Here is a 15130-nt window from a genome sequence, read left to right as displayed (position 1 = left end):
CACCTTTGCTCTGCACCCATCCACGCGACACGGCAGGTGCCGGCGCGGCGTGGGCGGGTTGCTCCGTGTCCGCCTTTGCTCTGCAGCCATCGACGCAGCGGGCGCGGAGCGGAGGTGGTGCGTGGATGGCTGCAGAGCAAAGCGGGCCGGGCTGGGTGGGCGGGTGGCTGGGTGGCCCGTGGGTGGGTCTGGGGCCAGCGCGTCGATCCATCCACGTCATCACGCTGCGCCGACACGGGCAGTTCCAGCCTGGGGTGGATGTCCGTTTCGGGCGCTGGCGCGGGCGGTGAGTGGAACGCTGTGGGTGTCTCCGGGGCCGGGATACACCCATACCGTTCCACCGACCGTCCGGATGTGGGCGGGATGTCCGGTTCGGCGGGTGACCGGCGGCATCCCGGCGGTGGAATGCCGGGTGGGTGGGGGTCGTTATACCTGGTGCACGACCGAGGACCACGCCCCGCCCGACGGGGTGACCGGTCCCGCTACCCGCCCGCCGAGGCGGACCCCCGAGCGGGACTGCCCGCCGAGGCGGGTGCCCGGCTCCCGGGAATGATGGTGGCTGGTCGGTCGTTGGACATGGTCCCGGCGCGACGAAGAGGCCCCCGCCCCGTCCGCCGATGATCCCCCTTGAGACTTTCTTGAGCGCCTGACGGTGCTTGCGCACACCCCCCAGCCGACCCCCCGGTCGGTGCGTGTGCGCCAACCCCCGAATGGAGCCATCCCCCATGAACACGATGCTGCGTAAGAGCGTGCTGGGTATTGCTGGTCTGGCCTTCACCGGTGGTGTGTTCGCCGGTCCGGTCGCCGCCCACGCCGACGCCCGCCCCGTGGACACCAAGCCGGCCGCCGTGGCGACCGTGCAGGGCGCCCAGTCGCACATCGATCTGAACGACGAGCAGATCGCGAACGCTAAGGCGATCATCGCGGCGACGAAGAAGGCCGGTCTGCCCGAGCGGGCCGCGGTGATCTCGATCGCCACGAGCCTGCAGGAGTCGAAGCTGGAGAACCTCGGCCACCTCGGCGACGCCAACGACCACGACTCGCTGGGCCTGTTCCAGCAGCGCCCCTCCAGTGGTTGGGGTACGCCGGAGCAGATCACCAACCCCGAGTACGCGACCCTGGCCTTCGAGAAGGGTCTGAAGCAGGTCGACGGCTGGGAGACCATGCCGCTGACCGAGGCCGCGCAGACCGTGCAGGTCTCGGCCTACCCGGACGCCTACGCCCAGTGGGAGCAGCAGGCCACCGACATCGTTCACCAGCACTGGAACAGCTGACCCGAACAACACGACCACTGGCCGGCACCCCCAACGGGGTGCCGGCCAGCGGCGTCTCCGAGGTAGTTAACGGCAACTTGCCAAGATCGCGGCAGGTTGGAAGCCCCGTCCGGGTGACGCGGACGGGGTAATCGCGGTGCGGTCGGCGGGGGCGGGGGTTGGATGCGGGCATGGACGAGGTGGACGCCGCGGCGTTGCGGCGGGCGTACGAGGCGGTGTTGACGGAGGTGGACGGCGGCGGGTTCGGGCCGCCCCCGGACGGGGAGTTGAGCGCCGAGCAGATCGTGGCGCACCTCGCCGCCAACGACGAGTTGATGAGCGAGGCGACCGAGGCGGTGCTGGTCGGCTCGCCGTTCGCCTACTACGACCTGGAGACCATCCACCGGCCGCAGCTCGACGCGCTGGTCTCGGAGTGCGGCGGGCTGGACGGGCTGTCCGCGTTGCTCCGGGCCACCAGCCAGAAGCTCTGCGCCCTCGCCGACCGGCTGGGCCCGGCCGCCGAGACCCCGGTGGACACCGTGCTACGGGAGGGCTTCGACCTGGACGTGGACGAGTCCCTGCCCTGGGGCCGGGCGCTCGACCTGCACACCCGCGTCCACCTTCCCATGCACCTGGCCCAGCTCCGCGCCCTCCGCCGGCAACCCCACCTCGCCTGAGCGCACGGAGCCACGACAGGACGGAGCCGGCGCCCGGACCGAGCCGCGCCAGCACCACGTCGGCGGACAGGCGACTCAGGGTGTGGGGCGGAAGGTGCGGCGGTAGGCGGTCGGGGCGACCCCGACCCGGGAGTGGAAGTGCTGGCGCAGGGCGGCCGTGGTGCCGAACCCGGCGTGCCGCGCGATCTGGTCGACCGTCAGGTCCGTGGTCTCCAGCAGCACCCGGGCGTGCTCGGTGCGCTGCTGGAGCAGCCACTGCGCCGGGCTGAGCCCGGTCTCCGAGCGGAAGTGCCGGGTGAAGGTGCGGACGCTCATCCGGGCGTGGGCGGCCAGCTCGCGCAGGGCGACCGGTTCGTGCAGCCGCTGCCGGGCCCATTCCCGGGTGGCCGCGGTACCGACCCCGGTGGTCCGGGGGACCGGGCGCTCGATGTACTGGGCCTGGCCGCCGTCGCGCCAGGGCGGGACCACGCAGCGCCGGGCCGACCGGTTGGCCACGGCGCTGCCGTGGTCGGTGCGGATGACGTGCAGGCAGAGGTCGATGCCGGCGGCCACCCCGGCCGAGGTGAGCACCCCGCCGCCGTCGACGAAGAGCACGTCCGGGTCGAGGGCCACGTCGGGGTGCAGGCGTCGGAACCGGTCCGCGTACGCCCAGTGGGTGGTGGCCGGGCGGCCGTCGAGCAGGCCGGCGGCGGCCAGCACGAACGCGCCCGTGCAGATCGACATGATCCGGGCGCCCCGGTCGTGGGCGGTGCGGAGCGCCGCCGCCACCTCCGGGTCCAGCGTCCCGTCGGTCAGCGGCGTGCCGTCGTGGACGCCGGGGACGATCACCGTGTCGGCGGAGTCCAGCAGGTCCAGGCCGTGGTCGGGGAGGACCTGGAAGCCGGCCGTGCTGCGCACGGGTCGCCCGCCGGGAGTGCAGGTCTCGACGGTGTAGAGCGGTGGCGCGTGGTCGGCGGTGCGGGCGGTGCCGAAGACCTGGGCCGGAGCGCCGAGGTCGAGGCCGACCACCCCGTCGAGGGCGAGGACGGCGATGCGGTGCGGAGCCATGGCCCGATTATTGCGCAGGATGGCTTTCCGGCCACTCGTCGGGCCGACCGGCCCCGCCGAGACTCGGAGGGTGACCCGACACCGTCTGCATCCGGCCTGGCTCGTGGCCGGCGTCTCGTTCGTCGCCCTGGTCGGCGCGGCCGGCTTCCGCGCCACCCCGGGGGTGCTGCTGCACCCGCTGCACGCCGAGTTCGGCTGGCCGCTGGCCACCATCTCCGCCGCCGTCTCGGTCAACCTCATGCTCTACGGGCTCACCGCACCGTTCGCCGCCGCGCTGATGGACCGGTTCGGCATCCGCCGGGTGGTCGCCGGGGCGCTGGTGCTGGTGGCGCTGGGCAGCGCGCTGACCGTGGGGATGACCGCGAGCTGGCAGCTGATCCTCTGCTGGGGCGTGCTGGTCGGGCTGGGCACCGGCTCGATGGCGCTGGCCTTCGTGGCGACGGTCACCGGGCGCTGGTTCGTCAAACGCCGGGGCCTGGTCACCGGCGTGCTCACGGCGGGCGGGGCGGCCGGCCAACTCGTCTTCCTCCCGCTGGTCGCCGTGCTGGTGCGCGACCACGGCTGGCGGGTGGCGGCGCTGGTCGTGGCCGGGGCCGCGCTGGCGGTCGTACCCCTGGTGGTGTGGCTGCTCCGCGAGCACCCGGCGGATCTCGACCTGCCCGCCTACGGCGCGACCGGGGTGGTGCCCCCGGCGCCGCCGGCGGGCGGCGCGGCGGCCCGGGCGATCGGCGCGCTGGCCGCCGCCGCGCGGACCCGGCCGTTCTGGCTGCTGGCCGGCGGCTTCGCGATCTGCGGCGCGACCACCAACGGCCTGGTCGGCACCCACTTCGTGCCGGCCGCGCACGACCACGGCATGCCGGAGACCACCGCGGCCGGCCTGCTCGCCCTGGTCGGGCTCTTCGACATCGCCGGCACGGTCGCCTCCGGCTGGCTCACCGACCGGGTGGACAGCCGGCTGCTGCTCGGCGCCTACTACGCGCTGCGCGGCGCCTCGCTGCTGGTGCTGCCGAGCCTCTTCGCCGGCTCCGCCCGGCCGAGCATGCTGGTCTTCATCGTCTTCTACGGCCTGGACTGGGTGGCCACCGTGCCGCCGACCGTGGCGCTGTGCCGGGAGTGGTTCGGCGCGTCGGGGGCGGTGGTCTTCGGTTGGGTGTTCGCCGCCCACCAGGTCGGCGCGGCGCTCGCCGCGACCGGGGCCGGCCTGGTCCGCGACCGGCTCGGCGACTACGCCGCGGCCTGGTACGTGGCCGGCGCCCTGTCGATCGGCGCGGCCGGCCTCTCCCTGCTGCTGCGCCGCCGGGGCGACGAGCCCGCGTTCGCCCTCCCCGTGGCGGTGGGCCGCCGGGCGTGGAGCTACCGGGGCTGAGCGGTCAGCCGGCCGCCCACTGCTGCTCGGGGGCGCCGTTGCAGGGCGCCTGTTCGAGTTCGCTTCCGGCCTCGGTGGCCGCGTCGTCGACCTGCGCGCACTTGCCGCTGTGCACGGCGACCAGCAGCACCGGGCCGGACCCGGTCGGCTGGAGCTTCCACTGCTGGTTGGCCTGCCCGTTGCAGGACCACTGCACCAGGTCCGTGCCGTCGTCGGTGCTCTGCCCGTACACGTCCAGGCACTTGCCGCTGGCCGCGTTGACCAGGACGTAGGTGTCGGCCGCCACCGGGGTGACCACCCACTGCTGCTCCGGCCCGCCGGTGCAGTCGGCCAGCGCGGCGTTCGCGCCCTCGGGGTCGTCGCCGGTCACCCCGACGCAGAGGCCGGAGGGGATGCCACGGATCACCTTCGGGGTGGCCGCGGGGGCGGCCGGCGTGGTCGGCGCGGTGCTCGGCGAGGGCGCCGCCGTGGTGGGGGCGGCCGCCGTCGTGGCCGCGGCCGCGCTCGACTCGCTCGCCGCCGGGGTCGGCTCGGCCGCCGCCGGCACCACCGGCTGGTCGCCGCCGCCGCCGAGCACGCCGGTGGCGAAGAACACCCCCAGGAGTACGCCGACCAGGGCGACGCCCAGCGCGATCCGCATCAGCGGGTCCTGCGGCAGCCGGCGGCGGGCCGGACGGTGGCCGCCGTAGACGGTGCCGGACGGATCGGGGCGTGGGTCTGCCATGGGGGCATCCTGGCCCACCGGCACGGTCAGGAGCCAGTCGCCCCGGCGGCGGGGTGACTCAGTCGACGACCCGTACGTCCTTCCAGAACGCCACCCGGTCGCGCACCATCTCCGCGTCGGGCTTCGGGTCCGGGTAGTACCAGACGGCGTCCGGGCTGGTGGCGCCCGCGTGTTCGAGCGTGTAGTAGGAGGCGGTGCCCTTCCAGGGGCAGACCGTGTGGGTGTCGGAGTCGCGGATCAGGTCGTCGCGCAGGGCCGAACGGGGGAAGTAGTGGTTGCCCTCGACCAGCACGGTGTCGTCGCTCTCGGCGACGACCAGGTCGTTCCAGACGGCTTTCGGCATGCCGTCCACGCTATGCCGGCGGCCGGGCGGCGGCCACCGTTCAGCGGGCCGGCTCCGGATCGGTGACGTCGGCGACGGTCGCGTCGAGCGCGGTGAGAGCGGCGTCGGCGTCGACCGCGACGGCCACCCCGTGCTCGCCCGCGCCGAGGGTGATCTCCCGGCCGCGCAGCCGCTCGTCGGCGACCACGGGCCAGGCGGTGCTGGCGCCGAACGGGGTGATGGTGCCCCGCTCGTAGCCGGTGACCGCCCGGGCGGCCGCCGCGTCCGGCATGGACATGCGGCTCACCCCGAGCAGGTGGCGCAGCTTCGGCCAGGAGACGACCCGATCGCCGGGGGTGAGCACGAACAGGTGGTCGTCCTCGCCGCGCCGGACCACGATCGTCTTGACCACGTCGGGGACCTCGACGCCGCGCGCCGCGGCCGCCTCGGCGAGGCTGCGCACCGGGCCGTGCCGGATCACCCGGTAGGGCAGGCCGGCGGCGTCCAGGGCGGCGAGCGCGGGGGAGGGCATGCCCGCCACGGTAACCCGTGGATCGCCGGGCGGCCTCGAAAAGGCCACCGTGGACATCCCACGAATTGTCGTGCTCAGGCGTAAGGTGATCTCATGCACGCTGTCCGTGATCATGAGCGGGCGGTGGACGCGCTGCGGCGGTCATACGCCGCGGTGCCCGCCGGAGAACCCGTACGGCTGGCCAAGCAGACCTCCAACCTCTTCCGACCCCGATCCGCGCCGCGCACCCCCGGCCTGGACGTGAGTGGGCTGACCGGGGTGCTCTCCGTCGATCCGGACGCCCGGACTGCGGACGTGCAGGGCATGTGCACCTACGAGGACCTGGTCGACGCCACGCTGCCGCACAGCCTCATGCCACTGGTCGTGCCGCAGCTGCGCACGATCACCCTGGGCGGCGCGGTGACCGGGCTGGGCATCGAGTCCACCTCGTTCCGCAACGGCCTGCCGCACGAGTCGGTGACCGAGCTGGACATCCTCACCGGGTCCGGCGACCTCGTCACCGCCCGGCCGGTGGGCGAGCACGCCGATCTCTTCCGATCCTTTCCCAACTCGCTGGGCAGCCTCGGCTACTCGACCCGGCTGCGCATCGAGCTGCAACCGGTCCGCCGGTACGTGGCGCTGCGCAACATCCGGTTCAGCCGGCTGGAGGAGCTGACCGACGCGATCGCCGAGGTGGTCGCCAAGGGCTCCTGGGAGGGCGAGCCGGTCGACGGGATGGACGGGGTGATGTTCAGCCCCGGCGAGGCGTACCTGGTGCTCGCCACGTTCACCGACGAGGCAGACGGCCCGCCGAGCGACTACACCGGCCAGGACATCTACTACCGCTCGCTGCGCCGGCGCACCCGGGACGTGCTCACCACGTACGACTACCTGTGGCGCTGGGACACCGACTGGTTCTGGTGCTCGGCGGCGTTCGGGGTGCAGAACCCGGTGATCCGCCGGCTCTGGCCCCAGCGCTACCGGCGCAGCGACTTCTACCACCGGCTGGTGCGCCTGGAGCACCGGCACCAGGTGGCCGCCCGGATCGACCGCTGGCGGGGCCGGCCGGCCCGGGAGCGGGTGGTGCAGGACGTGGAGATCCCGCTCGCCGGGACCGCCGAATTCCTGCGCTGGTTCGCCCGGAGCGTGCGGATGGACCCGGTGTGGCTCTGCCCGCTGCGGCTCCGGGAGCCGGCCGGTCCGGGATCCGCCCGGGCCTGGCCGCTGTATCCCCTCCAACCGGGCGAAACCTATGTGAACATCGGTTTCTGGGGGAGCGTGCCGATCGCCGAGGGCGCCGCCGACGGTGACGTCAACCGGGAGATCGAGCGCGCGGTGTCGGAGGCGGGCGGCCACAAGTCGCTCTACTCCGACGCGTACTACGACCGGGCGGCGTTCGACCGGCTCTACGGCGGGGAGACCTGGCGCGCCGTGAAGGAACGCTACGACCCGGACCACCGGCTGACCGGACTGTACGAAAAGGCGGTAGCGCGAGCATGAGTCTGACCGACCGAACACCCGGGGCGGCGAGTGCCCCGGCCGGCCCGCCGGCGGGGGGCCGGCGTGGCGGACCGACCGTGGCGGACGTGATCCGCGCGGTCACCACGGGCGACCTGCCCGTGCGCATCACCGGATACGACGGCAGCGCGGTCGGCCCGGCCGACGCCGGGATGACCCTGGCGATCCGCTCCGAACGCGGGCTGTCCTACCTGCTCACCGCCCCGGGTGACCTGGGCATGGCCCGGGCCTACGTGAGCGGCGACCTCGGGCTGGAGGGCGTCCACCCGGGCGACCCGTACGAGGCGTTGCGGGTGCTCAAGGACGAGATGCCGCTGCGGATGCCGCCGGTGGCCGAGGCGCTCGCTCTGGTCAAGGGGCTCGGCTGGGAGCGGCTGCTGCCCCCGCCGCCCCCGCCGCAGGAGGCCGCGCCGCGCTGGAAGCGGGTGGTGAACGGGCTGCGCCACTCCCGCACCCGGGACAGCAACGCGATCTCGCACCACTACGACGTCTCGAACGCCTTCTACGAGAAGGTGCTCGGCCCGTCGATGACGTACACCTGCGCGGTCTTCCGCAGCCCGTCCGACACGCTGGAGGAGGCGCAGCGGGCCAAGTACGACCTGGTCGCCGGCAAGCTGGCGCTGAAGCCGGGGATGCGGCTGCTCGACGTCGGCTGCGGGTGGGGCGGCATGGTCCGCCACGCGGCCCGCGAGTACGGCGTCAAGGCGCTCGGCGTCACGCTGTCGCGGGCGCAGGCCGAGTGGGCGCAGGCCGCGATCGAGCGGGAGGGCCTGGGTGACCTGGCCGAGGTGCGCCACCTGGACTACCGGGACGCCCCGCGCGAGCAGTTCGACGCGATCTCCTCGATCGGGCTGACCGAGCACATCGGGGTGCGCAACTACCCGGCGTACTTCGGGGCGCTGCGCAGCCGGCTCAAGCCGGGCGGCCGGCTGCTCAACCACTGCATCACCCGGGCCGACAACCGGGCCCCGCACCGCTCCGGCGCGTTCATCGACCGGTACGTCTTCCCGGACGGCGAGCTGGCCGGCCCGGGCCGGCTGATCAGTGAGATCCACGACGCCGGGCTGGAGGTGCACCACGAGGAGAACCTGCGGCAGCACTACGCGCTGACCCTGGCCGGCTGGTGCCGCAACCTCGTCGAGCACTGGGACTTCTGCGTGGGCGAGGTCGGTGCGGGCACCGCCCGGGTCTGGGGGCTCTACATGGCCGGCTCGCGGATGGCGTTCGAGCGCAACGGCATCCAGCTGCACCAGGTGCTCGCCACGCACAACGGTCCGCAGGGGGTGAACGGTTACCCGCTGCGTCCCGACTGGACGCCCTGACGGGTTCCGATCCCACGAAAGGCCGCGCGGTCCGCGCGGCCTTTCGTCGTGAAACCGGTCGGTCCGGCCGGTCAACCTCCGGGCGTGTCCCGTCGTCCTTGGTGACGACGAGAGGAGAGCCGGTGTGGCGGAAGAAACGCTTCGACGGGCTGGAGGTCCTCGTCGCCGAGCGGGGCGGTGCCCTGCTCGCGACGGCGGTGCTGCTGACCGGTAGCCGGGTCGCCGGGGAGGACCTGGTGCAGGCGGCGCTGGAACGGCTGATGCGGAACTGGCACCGGGTGCACGGCGACCCGGAGGGCTACCTGCGCCGCACCCTGTACCACCTGGCGGTGGACCGGTGGCGGCTGCGCCGGCGCCGGCCGGAGGTGCTGGCGGAGGTCGAACCGCCGGGCCAGCCGGACGGCACCGACGTGCTGCACCTGCGGCAGGCGCTCGTCCAGGCGCTGGGCCTGCTGCCGCCCCGACAGCGCGCCGTGCTCGTGCTCCGCTACTGGGAGCAGTTGAGCGAGGCGGAGGCCGCCGAGCTGCTCGGTTGCTCGGTCGGCACGGTCAAGTCGACCGCCTCCCGGGGGCTCACCCGGCTACGTGAACTCACCGCCGACTGGGCGCTCGAAGGCGCCGGGATGAACGGAGCACGCAGATGACCACCGACCTCGAGGACCAGCTCATCGCCGGGATGCGGGACCGGGTGACCGGCCTGACGCCCACCCGTGACGTGCTCGGCGCGGCCACCCGCCGGCACCGGCGGCGCACCGCCCTGCACCGCACCGCGTACGCGGCCGGGGTGGTCGGGGTGGCCGGGGCGGTGACCGCGGTGGTGACCGTGGGCGGCGGGACGCCGGCTGGCAACGGCGGCGCGCCAGCACCGGTCGTGGCCGGTCCCGTGACGGCGGCCGGCGACGCGCCGCGGATGCGGCTCGCGGCCGCGGCCGCAGCCAGCCAGAACGTGAGCTACCGGGTGAAGATCACCACCAGGGACGGGTCCGCCAAGCCGGGGAAGCTGTCGGCGTGGGTGGCCGACACGTGGGTCACCGAGGGTGCCTTCGACCCGGCGACCGACACCGGCTACTGGAACTCGCCGTGGGAGGGAAAGTCGCGTCCCTCCGTGGTGTCGGGCTGGTCGGGGGAGAAGCTGGTCGGCGGGGTCCGGTACCGCGCCGCGATCGACGGCAGCGACCGGAGCGGCCGGAAGCTCGCCTGGTCGCGGGAGGAGGGCCGGTACGACCACCTCGACCTCGACACGGCGATGGGCGGCAGCCTGGGCGCCTCGGCGAGCCCCGAGGAGCTGTTCCGGGTGCTGGGCCAGGCCGGTGCCACGGTGACGGAGAAGTCATCCGGGGTCTACCACTTCGAACTCGCGCTGACGAAACCGTCCTCGGAGGTCCTGGCCGACAGGTTCGAGGGTGAGGTGCGGATCGGGGCGGACGACCGGATCGCCCGGGTCTCCTACGACCGGACCAGCAGGCCGGCGCGGGACGACCACACCTGGCACCTGGCGGTGGTCATCGAGTTCTCGGGCTACGGCCTGCCGGTGAAGGTGGGGCCACCGGCCCACGTCATCGTCCTGGGCAAGTAGGCCGCACGAGAGGCCGCGCGACTCGCGCGGCCTTTCGTCGAACCTATTGACAAAGAAGTTTTGTACGTACAAACTGATTTTGCCATGAGAGACGTCCTGTACCTGGAACAGCGCGAGCAGGCCGAAGCCCTGCTCAAGCCGCAGCGCATCGAGGTGCTGCGGCAGCTCGCCGAGCCCCGCACCTGCACCGAGATCGCCACCCGGCTGGGGCAGACGCCGCAGCGCGTCTACTACCACGTCAAGCAACTGGTCGCCGCCGGGCTGGCCGAGCAGGTCGCCGAGCGGCGGGTGCGCGGCATCAGCGAGGGCATCTACCAGGCCGTCGCCCGGTCCTACTGGCTCTCGCCCCGGCTGGTCGGCCGGATCGGCGGGGCGCGCCGGGCGCAGGACGAGCTGAGCCTGGGCTACCTGCTCGACCTCATGGAGGAGGTCCAGGCCGACATCGCCGCGCTGGACCGCACCGCACCCGAACTGCCGTCGATCGGAGTCTCCGGGGAGATCCGGGTCCCCGCCGAGCGGCGGCAGGAGTTCCTGCACGACCTGCAGTCGACGCTGCAGGACCTGTTCACCCGCTACGGCGGCGCCGAGGGAGACGCCTTCAAACTCGCCGTGGCCTGCTACCCGAAGGACGAAAACCATGAGTGACCTGCTGACCGTCCGGGCCCGCCTCGCCGCACCCGTCGAGACCGTGCGCCGCGCGCTGACCGACCCGGCCGAGCTGCGCGTGTGGCTCGCCGAGCACGCCGAGGTCGACCTGCCCCGGCGCTACGAGTTCTGGGGCCGCTACACGCCCGAGGGCGACGCCCCGCGCCAGCGCCTGCTGCACGCCGACGAGCGGACGCTGCGCTTCGCCTGGACGCTCGACGGGGTGGAGACCACCACCGAGTTCGAGCTGACGCCCGAGGACGGCAGCACCGTGCTGACCCTGCGGCAGAGCCACTTCAGCTTCGAGGAGGCGATGAGCGGCAGCAGCATACGGGGCGTCCTGCAGACCTTCTGGGCGCTCGCGATCGCCAACCTCAACGCCCACCTGGAGGGGCGCCCGCTGCTGCCGCGCACCGACTTCACCTCCGCCGACCTGCGCGGTGAGGTGCTGATCGACGCGCCGATGGACAAGGTGTGGACCTCGCTGACCGACTCGGAGCAGGCCAGCGCCTGGTTCGGCTTCCCCATCGGCATCGAGCCCTGGGTGGGCGGCCGCTACGCCATGGGCGGCTTCGACGCCGGCTACGCGGCCAAGGTGGTCGACCTCACGCCGGGCCGGGCGCTCTCCGTCGACTGGGGCCCGACCGGCGTCAGCACCTGGGAGCTGGCCGAGTCCGGCGGCCGGACGAAGCTGACCTTCGTGCAGTCCGGCTTCGACGAGAGCAACCCGCCGTACGCGGCATGGAGCGGGAGCGTGGCCGGGCTCGCCGAGCTGCGCCGCTTCCACGAGGAGGCCAACTGGCAGCCGATCTGGCTGGCCGAGGAGATGCCGAGCAACGCCTGAGCCCCGGTGTAAGGAAGGGCCCCTTCTTAACGCCTCAGGCATAGGAGGGGCCCCCTCCTAACGCTTTACGGCGACAGTTCGGCGGCCCGGCGGAGCAGCGCCCGCCGTTCCGGGTCGGAGCGGACCGCGTCGGCGGTGGCCCGGAACAGCGCGGCGGCGCGTACCGGGTCGCCGCGGCGGGCGGTCAACTCGGCCTCGGCGGCCATTGCCGGCGGGTAGCCGTCCAGCGCCCCGCCCTCCCGGGCCTCGGCGAGCAGGGCCAGCCCGGCGGCGGGGCCGTACGCGTACCCGTGGGCCACCGCCCGGTTGAGCCGCACCACCGGGGTCGGGTGCACCAGGGCCAGCGCGTCGTAGCAGCGGGCGATGGCCGGCCAGTCGGTCTCGGCGGCGGTCGGGGCGGTGGCGTGCGCGGCGGCGATCCGAGCCTGGAGGGCGTACGGGCCGTCGCCGGCCCGGTCCAGCAGCGCGACGCCCTCGGCGATGGCGGCCCGGTCCCACCGGGTGCGGTCCTGCTGGTCGAGGGTGAGCAGGTCGCCGGACGGGTCGCGGCGGGTCGCCCGGCGGGAGTGGTGCAGCAGGAACAGGGCGAGCAGCCCGGCCGCTTCGGGCTGGTCCGGCAGCAGCGTGTGCAGCAGCCGGGCCAGCCGGATCGCCTCGGCGGCGAACGCCGGCTCGCCGTCGGCGTCGTACCCCCGGGTGAAGAGCAGGTAGAGCACGCCCAGCACTCCCGGCAGCCGCTCGACCAGCGCGGGCCCGGTCGGCACCCGGTACGGGACGCCGGCCGCGGCGATCCGGGCCTTGGCCCGGGTGAGCCGGCGGGTCATGGTCGACTCGGTGACCAGGAAGGCGCGGGCGATGTCGGCGGTCGGCACGCCGGCCACCGTGCGCAGGGTCAGCGCCACCCGGGCCTCCAGCGCCAGCGCCGGGTGGCAGCAGGTGAAGATGAGCCGGAGCCGGTCGTCCACCACATCTCCCTCCGGTCGCGCGGGTGCGGGGTCGGTGAGAAGCGCCAGGTCGCGCAGCTTGCGGCGTTCCACGGTGGCCCGCCGCAGCACGTCCACGGCCCGGTTGCGAGCGGTGGTCATGAGCCACCCGCCCGGGTTGTCCGGTACGCCCTGGTGGGGCCAGCGCTCCAGCGCCGCCGCGAGGGCCTCCTGGGCGCAGTCCTCGGCGAGGGTCCAGTCGCCGGTGACGCGGATCAGGGCGGCCACGATCCGCGGGTACGCCTCGGCGCCCGCGTCGGCGACCGCCCTGGCCGCGTCGGTCATCGGGATCAGTCCTCGACCAGCGGGCGCAGTTCGATGCGCCCGGCGTACGCCATCGGGTGGGCGCGGGCCACCTCGATCGCCTCGTCCAGGTCGGCGCACTCCAGCAGGTCGAAGCCCACGATCACCTCCTTGGTCTCGGCGAACGGGCCGTCGCTCAGCAGCAGTTCACCGTCGCGTACCCGGACGGTGGTGGCGGCCGACGGGGGCGCGAACCGGCTGCCGGTCAGCCGCTGGCCGTTGGCGTCCCGCTCGGCCACCCACTTCTCGATGTCGGGCGCCGCGTCCGGGTTCCGGTCGGGCTGGGTGTCGGTGCAGACGAGCATCATGTACTTCATCGCTTCACTCCTGTCGGTCGTGCCTTCATCCACCCTGACGAACACCGGGCGCGCATCCGGACAGTGGCGCCAGATTATTTGTGGGTGATTTTCAGGGCCCGACGGGGTAATGCCGGGCGATGTTCTTCATCTTCGGGCTCCGGACCAAGGTCGACCGGTCCGGCGTGATCACCCAGGTCTGTCGCAACTGCGGCAACCGGGCCGCCCAGGTCATCACCCGGCGGGCCACGAAATTCACCCTCTTCTTCATCCCGTTGATCCCGGTGCGCACCCGCTACACGCAGCAGTGCACGTTCTGCGGCGCGCAGTACGACGTCTCCCGGGCCGAGGCCGAGCGCCTCCCGGTCGGCTGACCGTGGCGCGCTTCCTCTGCTGGCTGATCGGCCGCCAGCCGGTCATCCCGCCGGCCGCGCCGGTGCACACCGTCTCCCGGCCGCCCTGCACGCCCGGCCGCCGCCACCGCCGCCGCACCCGACCCACGGCCGGCGCCCAGTCACCCCGCTCCCCCTGGAACCGCTCCGCCGGCCGCTGACCCCGGTCCGCTCCGACGGTGAGAAGGGGACCCTTCTCTACCGCAGGCGTTAAGAAGGGGCCCTTCCTTCCACCACTATCCTGGGCGGATCATGACGGACACCGCGCAGCGCCTGGCCGAGATCCGGGGCGGCGTGCCGCCCCGGCGGCACAACGCCCGCACCATCGCCGCGCTCACCGGCAACCCCGGCTGCACCCGCCGCGCCGTGCTGGACGGCGCCGGGGTCGACAAGCCGAAGCTGGCCGAGCGGATCGGCTTCCCGGCCCGGTTCGGCCAGTCCCGCTTCGCCATCACCCGGGGCAACGCGTTCGAGGCCCAGGTGAAGGCCGACGGCGGCGCGGAGCTGCTGCGGCTGGTCGCGGAGCGGCTGGGCGTGCCGGTGCCGGACGGCGCCACCTGGACCGACCTGGGCGGCGACGAGGACCGGCCGGAGCGCTCCCGCGCCGCGCTCACCGCGGGCGGGGACGGGCCGGCGCTCTTCGACCATCCGCTGCTGGGCCTGGACGTCGCCGGTCGCCGGGTGAACCTGGAGCCGGACCTGGTGGCCGCCCGGCTCGCCGGCCGCTTCCACGTCGTGGAGATCAAGTCCTTCCCGATCATCGACGGTCAGGCCGACCCCGCCAAGGTCGCGGCCGCCGCCATCCAGTCCGCCGTCTACGTGCTGGCGCTGCGTGATCTGCTCGCCGCCGAGGGCCGGGCCCCGGACCTCGTCTCGCACGAGGTGGTGCTGGTCTGCCCGCGCGACTTCGCGAACCGGCCGGTGGCCAGCCTGCTCGACGTGCGCAAGCAGTTGCTGGTGCTGCGCCGCCAGCTCGACCGGATGGCGCGGCTCGACGACCTGCTCGCCGCCGTGCCGGCCGGGTTCACCGCCGACCTGACCGCCGACCCGGCCGCGCTGGCCGGCGCGCTCACCGGTGTGCCGGCCAACTACGCGCCGGACTGCCTGGCCGCGTGCGAGCTGGCCTACTTCTGTCGGCACGAGGCGCGCGGCCACACCGGCGCGCTGGGCCGGCCGGTCCGCGAGGCGCTGGGCGGCGTCGCCGAGGTGGCCGACGTGCTGGCGCTCGCCGAGGGCGTTCGCGCCCCCGAGCCGGAGCAGGCGGAGGCCGCCGCCCTGCTGCGCGCCGCCGCGCGCCTGCGCGCCGACGCCCTGGCCGGGCACCCCGCATGAGGACGGCCCGACGCCCCGA

17 protein-coding genes are annotated in these 15130 nt (G+C 73.9%); 11 read left to right on the top strand and 6 right to left on the bottom strand.

Annotation, left to right across the window (positions count from 1 at the left end; translation table 11 throughout):
• Positions 1-725 precede the first annotated feature (725 nt).
• Together RMN56_RS06375 and RMN56_RS06370 are read left to right on the top strand one after the other, a co-directional pair.
• On the top strand, positions 726-1274 hold the full coding sequence (locus RMN56_RS06375; protein WP_313722909.1) for a hypothetical protein: 549 nt from the start codon (positions 726-728) through the stop codon (positions 1272-1274).
• 179 nt (positions 1275-1453) lie between these two features.
• A complete protein-coding gene (locus RMN56_RS06370; protein ID WP_313724657.1) occupies positions 1454-1930 on the top strand; it encodes a hypothetical protein in 477 nt (158 codons plus the stop codon).
• 75 nt (positions 1931-2005) lie between these two features.
• Here RMN56_RS06370 and RMN56_RS06365 read toward each other — a convergent pair whose 3' ends face one another.
• Complete coding sequence (locus RMN56_RS06365) at positions 2006-2977, bottom strand: GlxA family transcriptional regulator (protein WP_313722908.1); 972 nt, start codon at positions 2975-2977, stop codon at positions 2006-2008.
• Positions 2978-3047: 70 nt separating this feature from the next.
• Between RMN56_RS06365 and RMN56_RS06360 the strand changes: the two genes are divergently transcribed.
• Positions 3048-4343, top strand: coding sequence for an MFS transporter (locus RMN56_RS06360; protein WP_313722907.1), 1296 nt, complete (start codon positions 3048-3050; stop codon positions 4341-4343).
• Positions 4344-4347: 4 nt separating this feature from the next.
• Here the strand turns inward: RMN56_RS06360 and RMN56_RS06355 are convergent, their stop codons facing one another.
• The 3 genes from RMN56_RS06355 to RMN56_RS06345 are packed head-to-tail and all read right to left on the bottom strand — an operon-like array spanning position 4348 to position 5921.
• The gene (locus tag RMN56_RS06355; protein WP_313722906.1) at positions 4348-5067 is read right to left on the bottom strand and encodes an RICIN domain-containing protein; all 720 of its coding nucleotides are present in this window, start codon (positions 5065-5067) and stop codon (positions 4348-4350) included.
• A 58-nt stretch (positions 5068-5125) separates the two neighbouring features.
• Positions 5126-5410, bottom strand: a complete 285-nt coding sequence (locus RMN56_RS06350; protein WP_313722905.1) for a DUF427 domain-containing protein — start codon at positions 5408-5410, stop codon at positions 5126-5128.
• Positions 5411-5450: 40 nt separating this feature from the next.
• Complete coding sequence (locus RMN56_RS06345; RefSeq protein ID WP_313722904.1) at positions 5451-5921, bottom strand: aminoacyl-tRNA deacylase; 471 nt, start codon at positions 5919-5921, stop codon at positions 5451-5453.
• Positions 5922-6014: 93 nt separating this feature from the next.
• On the opposite strand from RMN56_RS06345, the gene RMN56_RS06340 reads away from it, so the two are divergent.
• The 6 genes from RMN56_RS06340 (at position 6015) to RMN56_RS06315 (ending at position 11805) form a co-directional block, all read left to right on the top strand.
• Positions 6015-7400, top strand: a complete 1386-nt coding sequence (locus tag RMN56_RS06340) for an FAD-binding oxidoreductase (RefSeq protein WP_313722903.1) — start codon at positions 6015-6017, stop codon at positions 7398-7400.
• Positions 7397-8740, top strand: a complete 1344-nt coding sequence (locus RMN56_RS06335; RefSeq protein ID WP_313722902.1) for a class I SAM-dependent methyltransferase — start codon at positions 7397-7399, stop codon at positions 8738-8740. The genes RMN56_RS06340 and RMN56_RS06335 overlap by 4 nt, the downstream gene beginning before the upstream one ends.
• 122 nt (positions 8741-8862) lie before the next feature.
• Positions 8863-9384: a SigE family RNA polymerase sigma factor gene (locus RMN56_RS06330; RefSeq protein ID WP_313722901.1), complete on the top strand. Its 522-nt coding sequence runs from the start codon at positions 8863-8865 to the stop codon at positions 9382-9384.
• On the top strand, positions 9381-10316 hold the full coding sequence (locus RMN56_RS06325) for a hypothetical protein (RefSeq protein ID WP_313722900.1): 936 nt from the start codon (positions 9381-9383) through the stop codon (positions 10314-10316). Before RMN56_RS06330 ends, RMN56_RS06325 begins: the two co-directional genes overlap by 4 nt.
• 84 nt (positions 10317-10400) lie before the next feature.
• Positions 10401-10961, top strand: coding sequence for a helix-turn-helix domain-containing protein (locus tag RMN56_RS06320; protein ID WP_313722899.1), 561 nt, complete (start codon positions 10401-10403; stop codon positions 10959-10961).
• Positions 10954-11805, top strand: a complete 852-nt coding sequence (locus RMN56_RS06315; RefSeq protein WP_313722898.1) for an SRPBCC family protein — start codon at positions 10954-10956, stop codon at positions 11803-11805. The genes RMN56_RS06320 and RMN56_RS06315 overlap by 8 nt, the downstream gene beginning before the upstream one ends.
• A 65-nt stretch (positions 11806-11870) precedes the next feature.
• On the opposite strand, the gene RMN56_RS06310 is transcribed toward RMN56_RS06315, so the two are convergent.
• Together RMN56_RS06310 and RMN56_RS06305 are read right to left on the bottom strand one after the other, a co-directional pair.
• On the bottom strand, positions 11871-13073 hold the full coding sequence (locus RMN56_RS06310) for an RNA polymerase sigma factor (protein WP_313722897.1): 1203 nt from the start codon (positions 13071-13073) through the stop codon (positions 11871-11873).
• 5 nt (positions 13074-13078) lie between these two features.
• Positions 13079-13408 carry a YciI family protein gene (locus RMN56_RS06305; RefSeq protein WP_313722896.1) on the bottom strand — a complete coding sequence of 110 codons (330 nt, stop codon included), beginning with the start codon at positions 13406-13408 and terminating at the stop codon, positions 13079-13081.
• A 119-nt stretch (positions 13409-13527) separates the two neighbouring features.
• On the opposite strand from RMN56_RS06305, the gene RMN56_RS06300 reads away from it, so the two are divergent.
• Both RMN56_RS06300 and RMN56_RS06295 read left to right on the top strand, forming a co-directional pair.
• Positions 13528-13761 (top strand): zinc-ribbon domain-containing protein, encoded by a 234-nt coding sequence (locus RMN56_RS06300; RefSeq protein WP_313722895.1) that lies wholly within the window; start codon positions 13528-13530, stop codon positions 13759-13761.
• Between the two features lie 270 nt (positions 13762-14031).
• Positions 14032-15111 carry a hypothetical protein gene (locus RMN56_RS06295; RefSeq protein ID WP_313722894.1) on the top strand — a complete coding sequence of 360 codons (1080 nt, stop codon included), beginning with the start codon at positions 14032-14034 and terminating at the stop codon, positions 15109-15111.
• Positions 15112-15130 lie beyond the last annotated feature (19 nt).

This window comes from Micromonospora halotolerans, assembly GCF_032108445.1.
GTDB classification, from domain to species: Bacteria; Actinomycetota; Actinomycetes; order Mycobacteriales; family Micromonosporaceae; genus Micromonospora; species Micromonospora halotolerans.
Note: the sequence above shows the minus strand (reverse complement) of the source record. Positions and strands in the feature narration are given on the sequence as shown.

Excerpts from the sequence above, each read along its gene's own strand:
- RMN56_RS06375 (WP_313722909.1), top strand. The coding sequence starts at position 726 with ATGAACACGATGCTGCGTAAGAGCGTGCTGGGTATTGCTGGTCTGGCC.
- RMN56_RS06365 (WP_313722908.1), bottom strand. The coding sequence starts at position 2,977 with ATGGCTCCGCACCGCATCGCCGTCCTCGCCCTCGACGGGGTGGTCGGC.
- RMN56_RS06355 (WP_313722906.1), bottom strand. The coding sequence starts at position 5,067 with ATGGCAGACCCACGCCCCGATCCGTCCGGCACCGTCTACGGCGGCCAC.
- RMN56_RS06350 (WP_313722905.1), bottom strand. The coding sequence starts at position 5,410 with ATGCCGAAAGCCGTCTGGAACGACCTGGTCGTCGCCGAGAGCGACGAC.
- RMN56_RS06345 (WP_313722904.1), bottom strand. The coding sequence starts at position 5,921 with ATGCCCTCCCCCGCGCTCGCCGCCCTGGACGCCGCCGGCCTGCCCTAC.
- RMN56_RS06340 (WP_313722903.1), top strand. The coding sequence starts at position 6,015 with ATGCACGCTGTCCGTGATCATGAGCGGGCGGTGGACGCGCTGCGGCGG.
- RMN56_RS06335 (WP_313722902.1), top strand. The coding sequence starts at position 7,397 with ATGAGTCTGACCGACCGAACACCCGGGGCGGCGAGTGCCCCGGCCGGC.
- RMN56_RS06325 (WP_313722900.1), top strand. The coding sequence starts at position 9,381 with ATGACCACCGACCTCGAGGACCAGCTCATCGCCGGGATGCGGGACCGG.
- RMN56_RS06320 (WP_313722899.1), top strand. The coding sequence starts at position 10,401 with ATGAGAGACGTCCTGTACCTGGAACAGCGCGAGCAGGCCGAAGCCCTG.
- RMN56_RS06315 (WP_313722898.1), top strand. The coding sequence starts at position 10,954 with ATGAGTGACCTGCTGACCGTCCGGGCCCGCCTCGCCGCACCCGTCGAG.
- RMN56_RS06310 (WP_313722897.1), bottom strand. The coding sequence starts at position 13,073 with ATGACCGACGCGGCCAGGGCGGTCGCCGACGCGGGCGCCGAGGCGTAC.
- RMN56_RS06305 (WP_313722896.1), bottom strand. The coding sequence starts at position 13,408 with ATGAAGTACATGATGCTCGTCTGCACCGACACCCAGCCCGACCGGAAC.
- RMN56_RS06300 (WP_313722895.1), top strand. The coding sequence starts at position 13,528 with ATGTTCTTCATCTTCGGGCTCCGGACCAAGGTCGACCGGTCCGGCGTG.
- RMN56_RS06295 (WP_313722894.1), top strand. The coding sequence starts at position 14,032 with ATGACGGACACCGCGCAGCGCCTGGCCGAGATCCGGGGCGGCGTGCCG.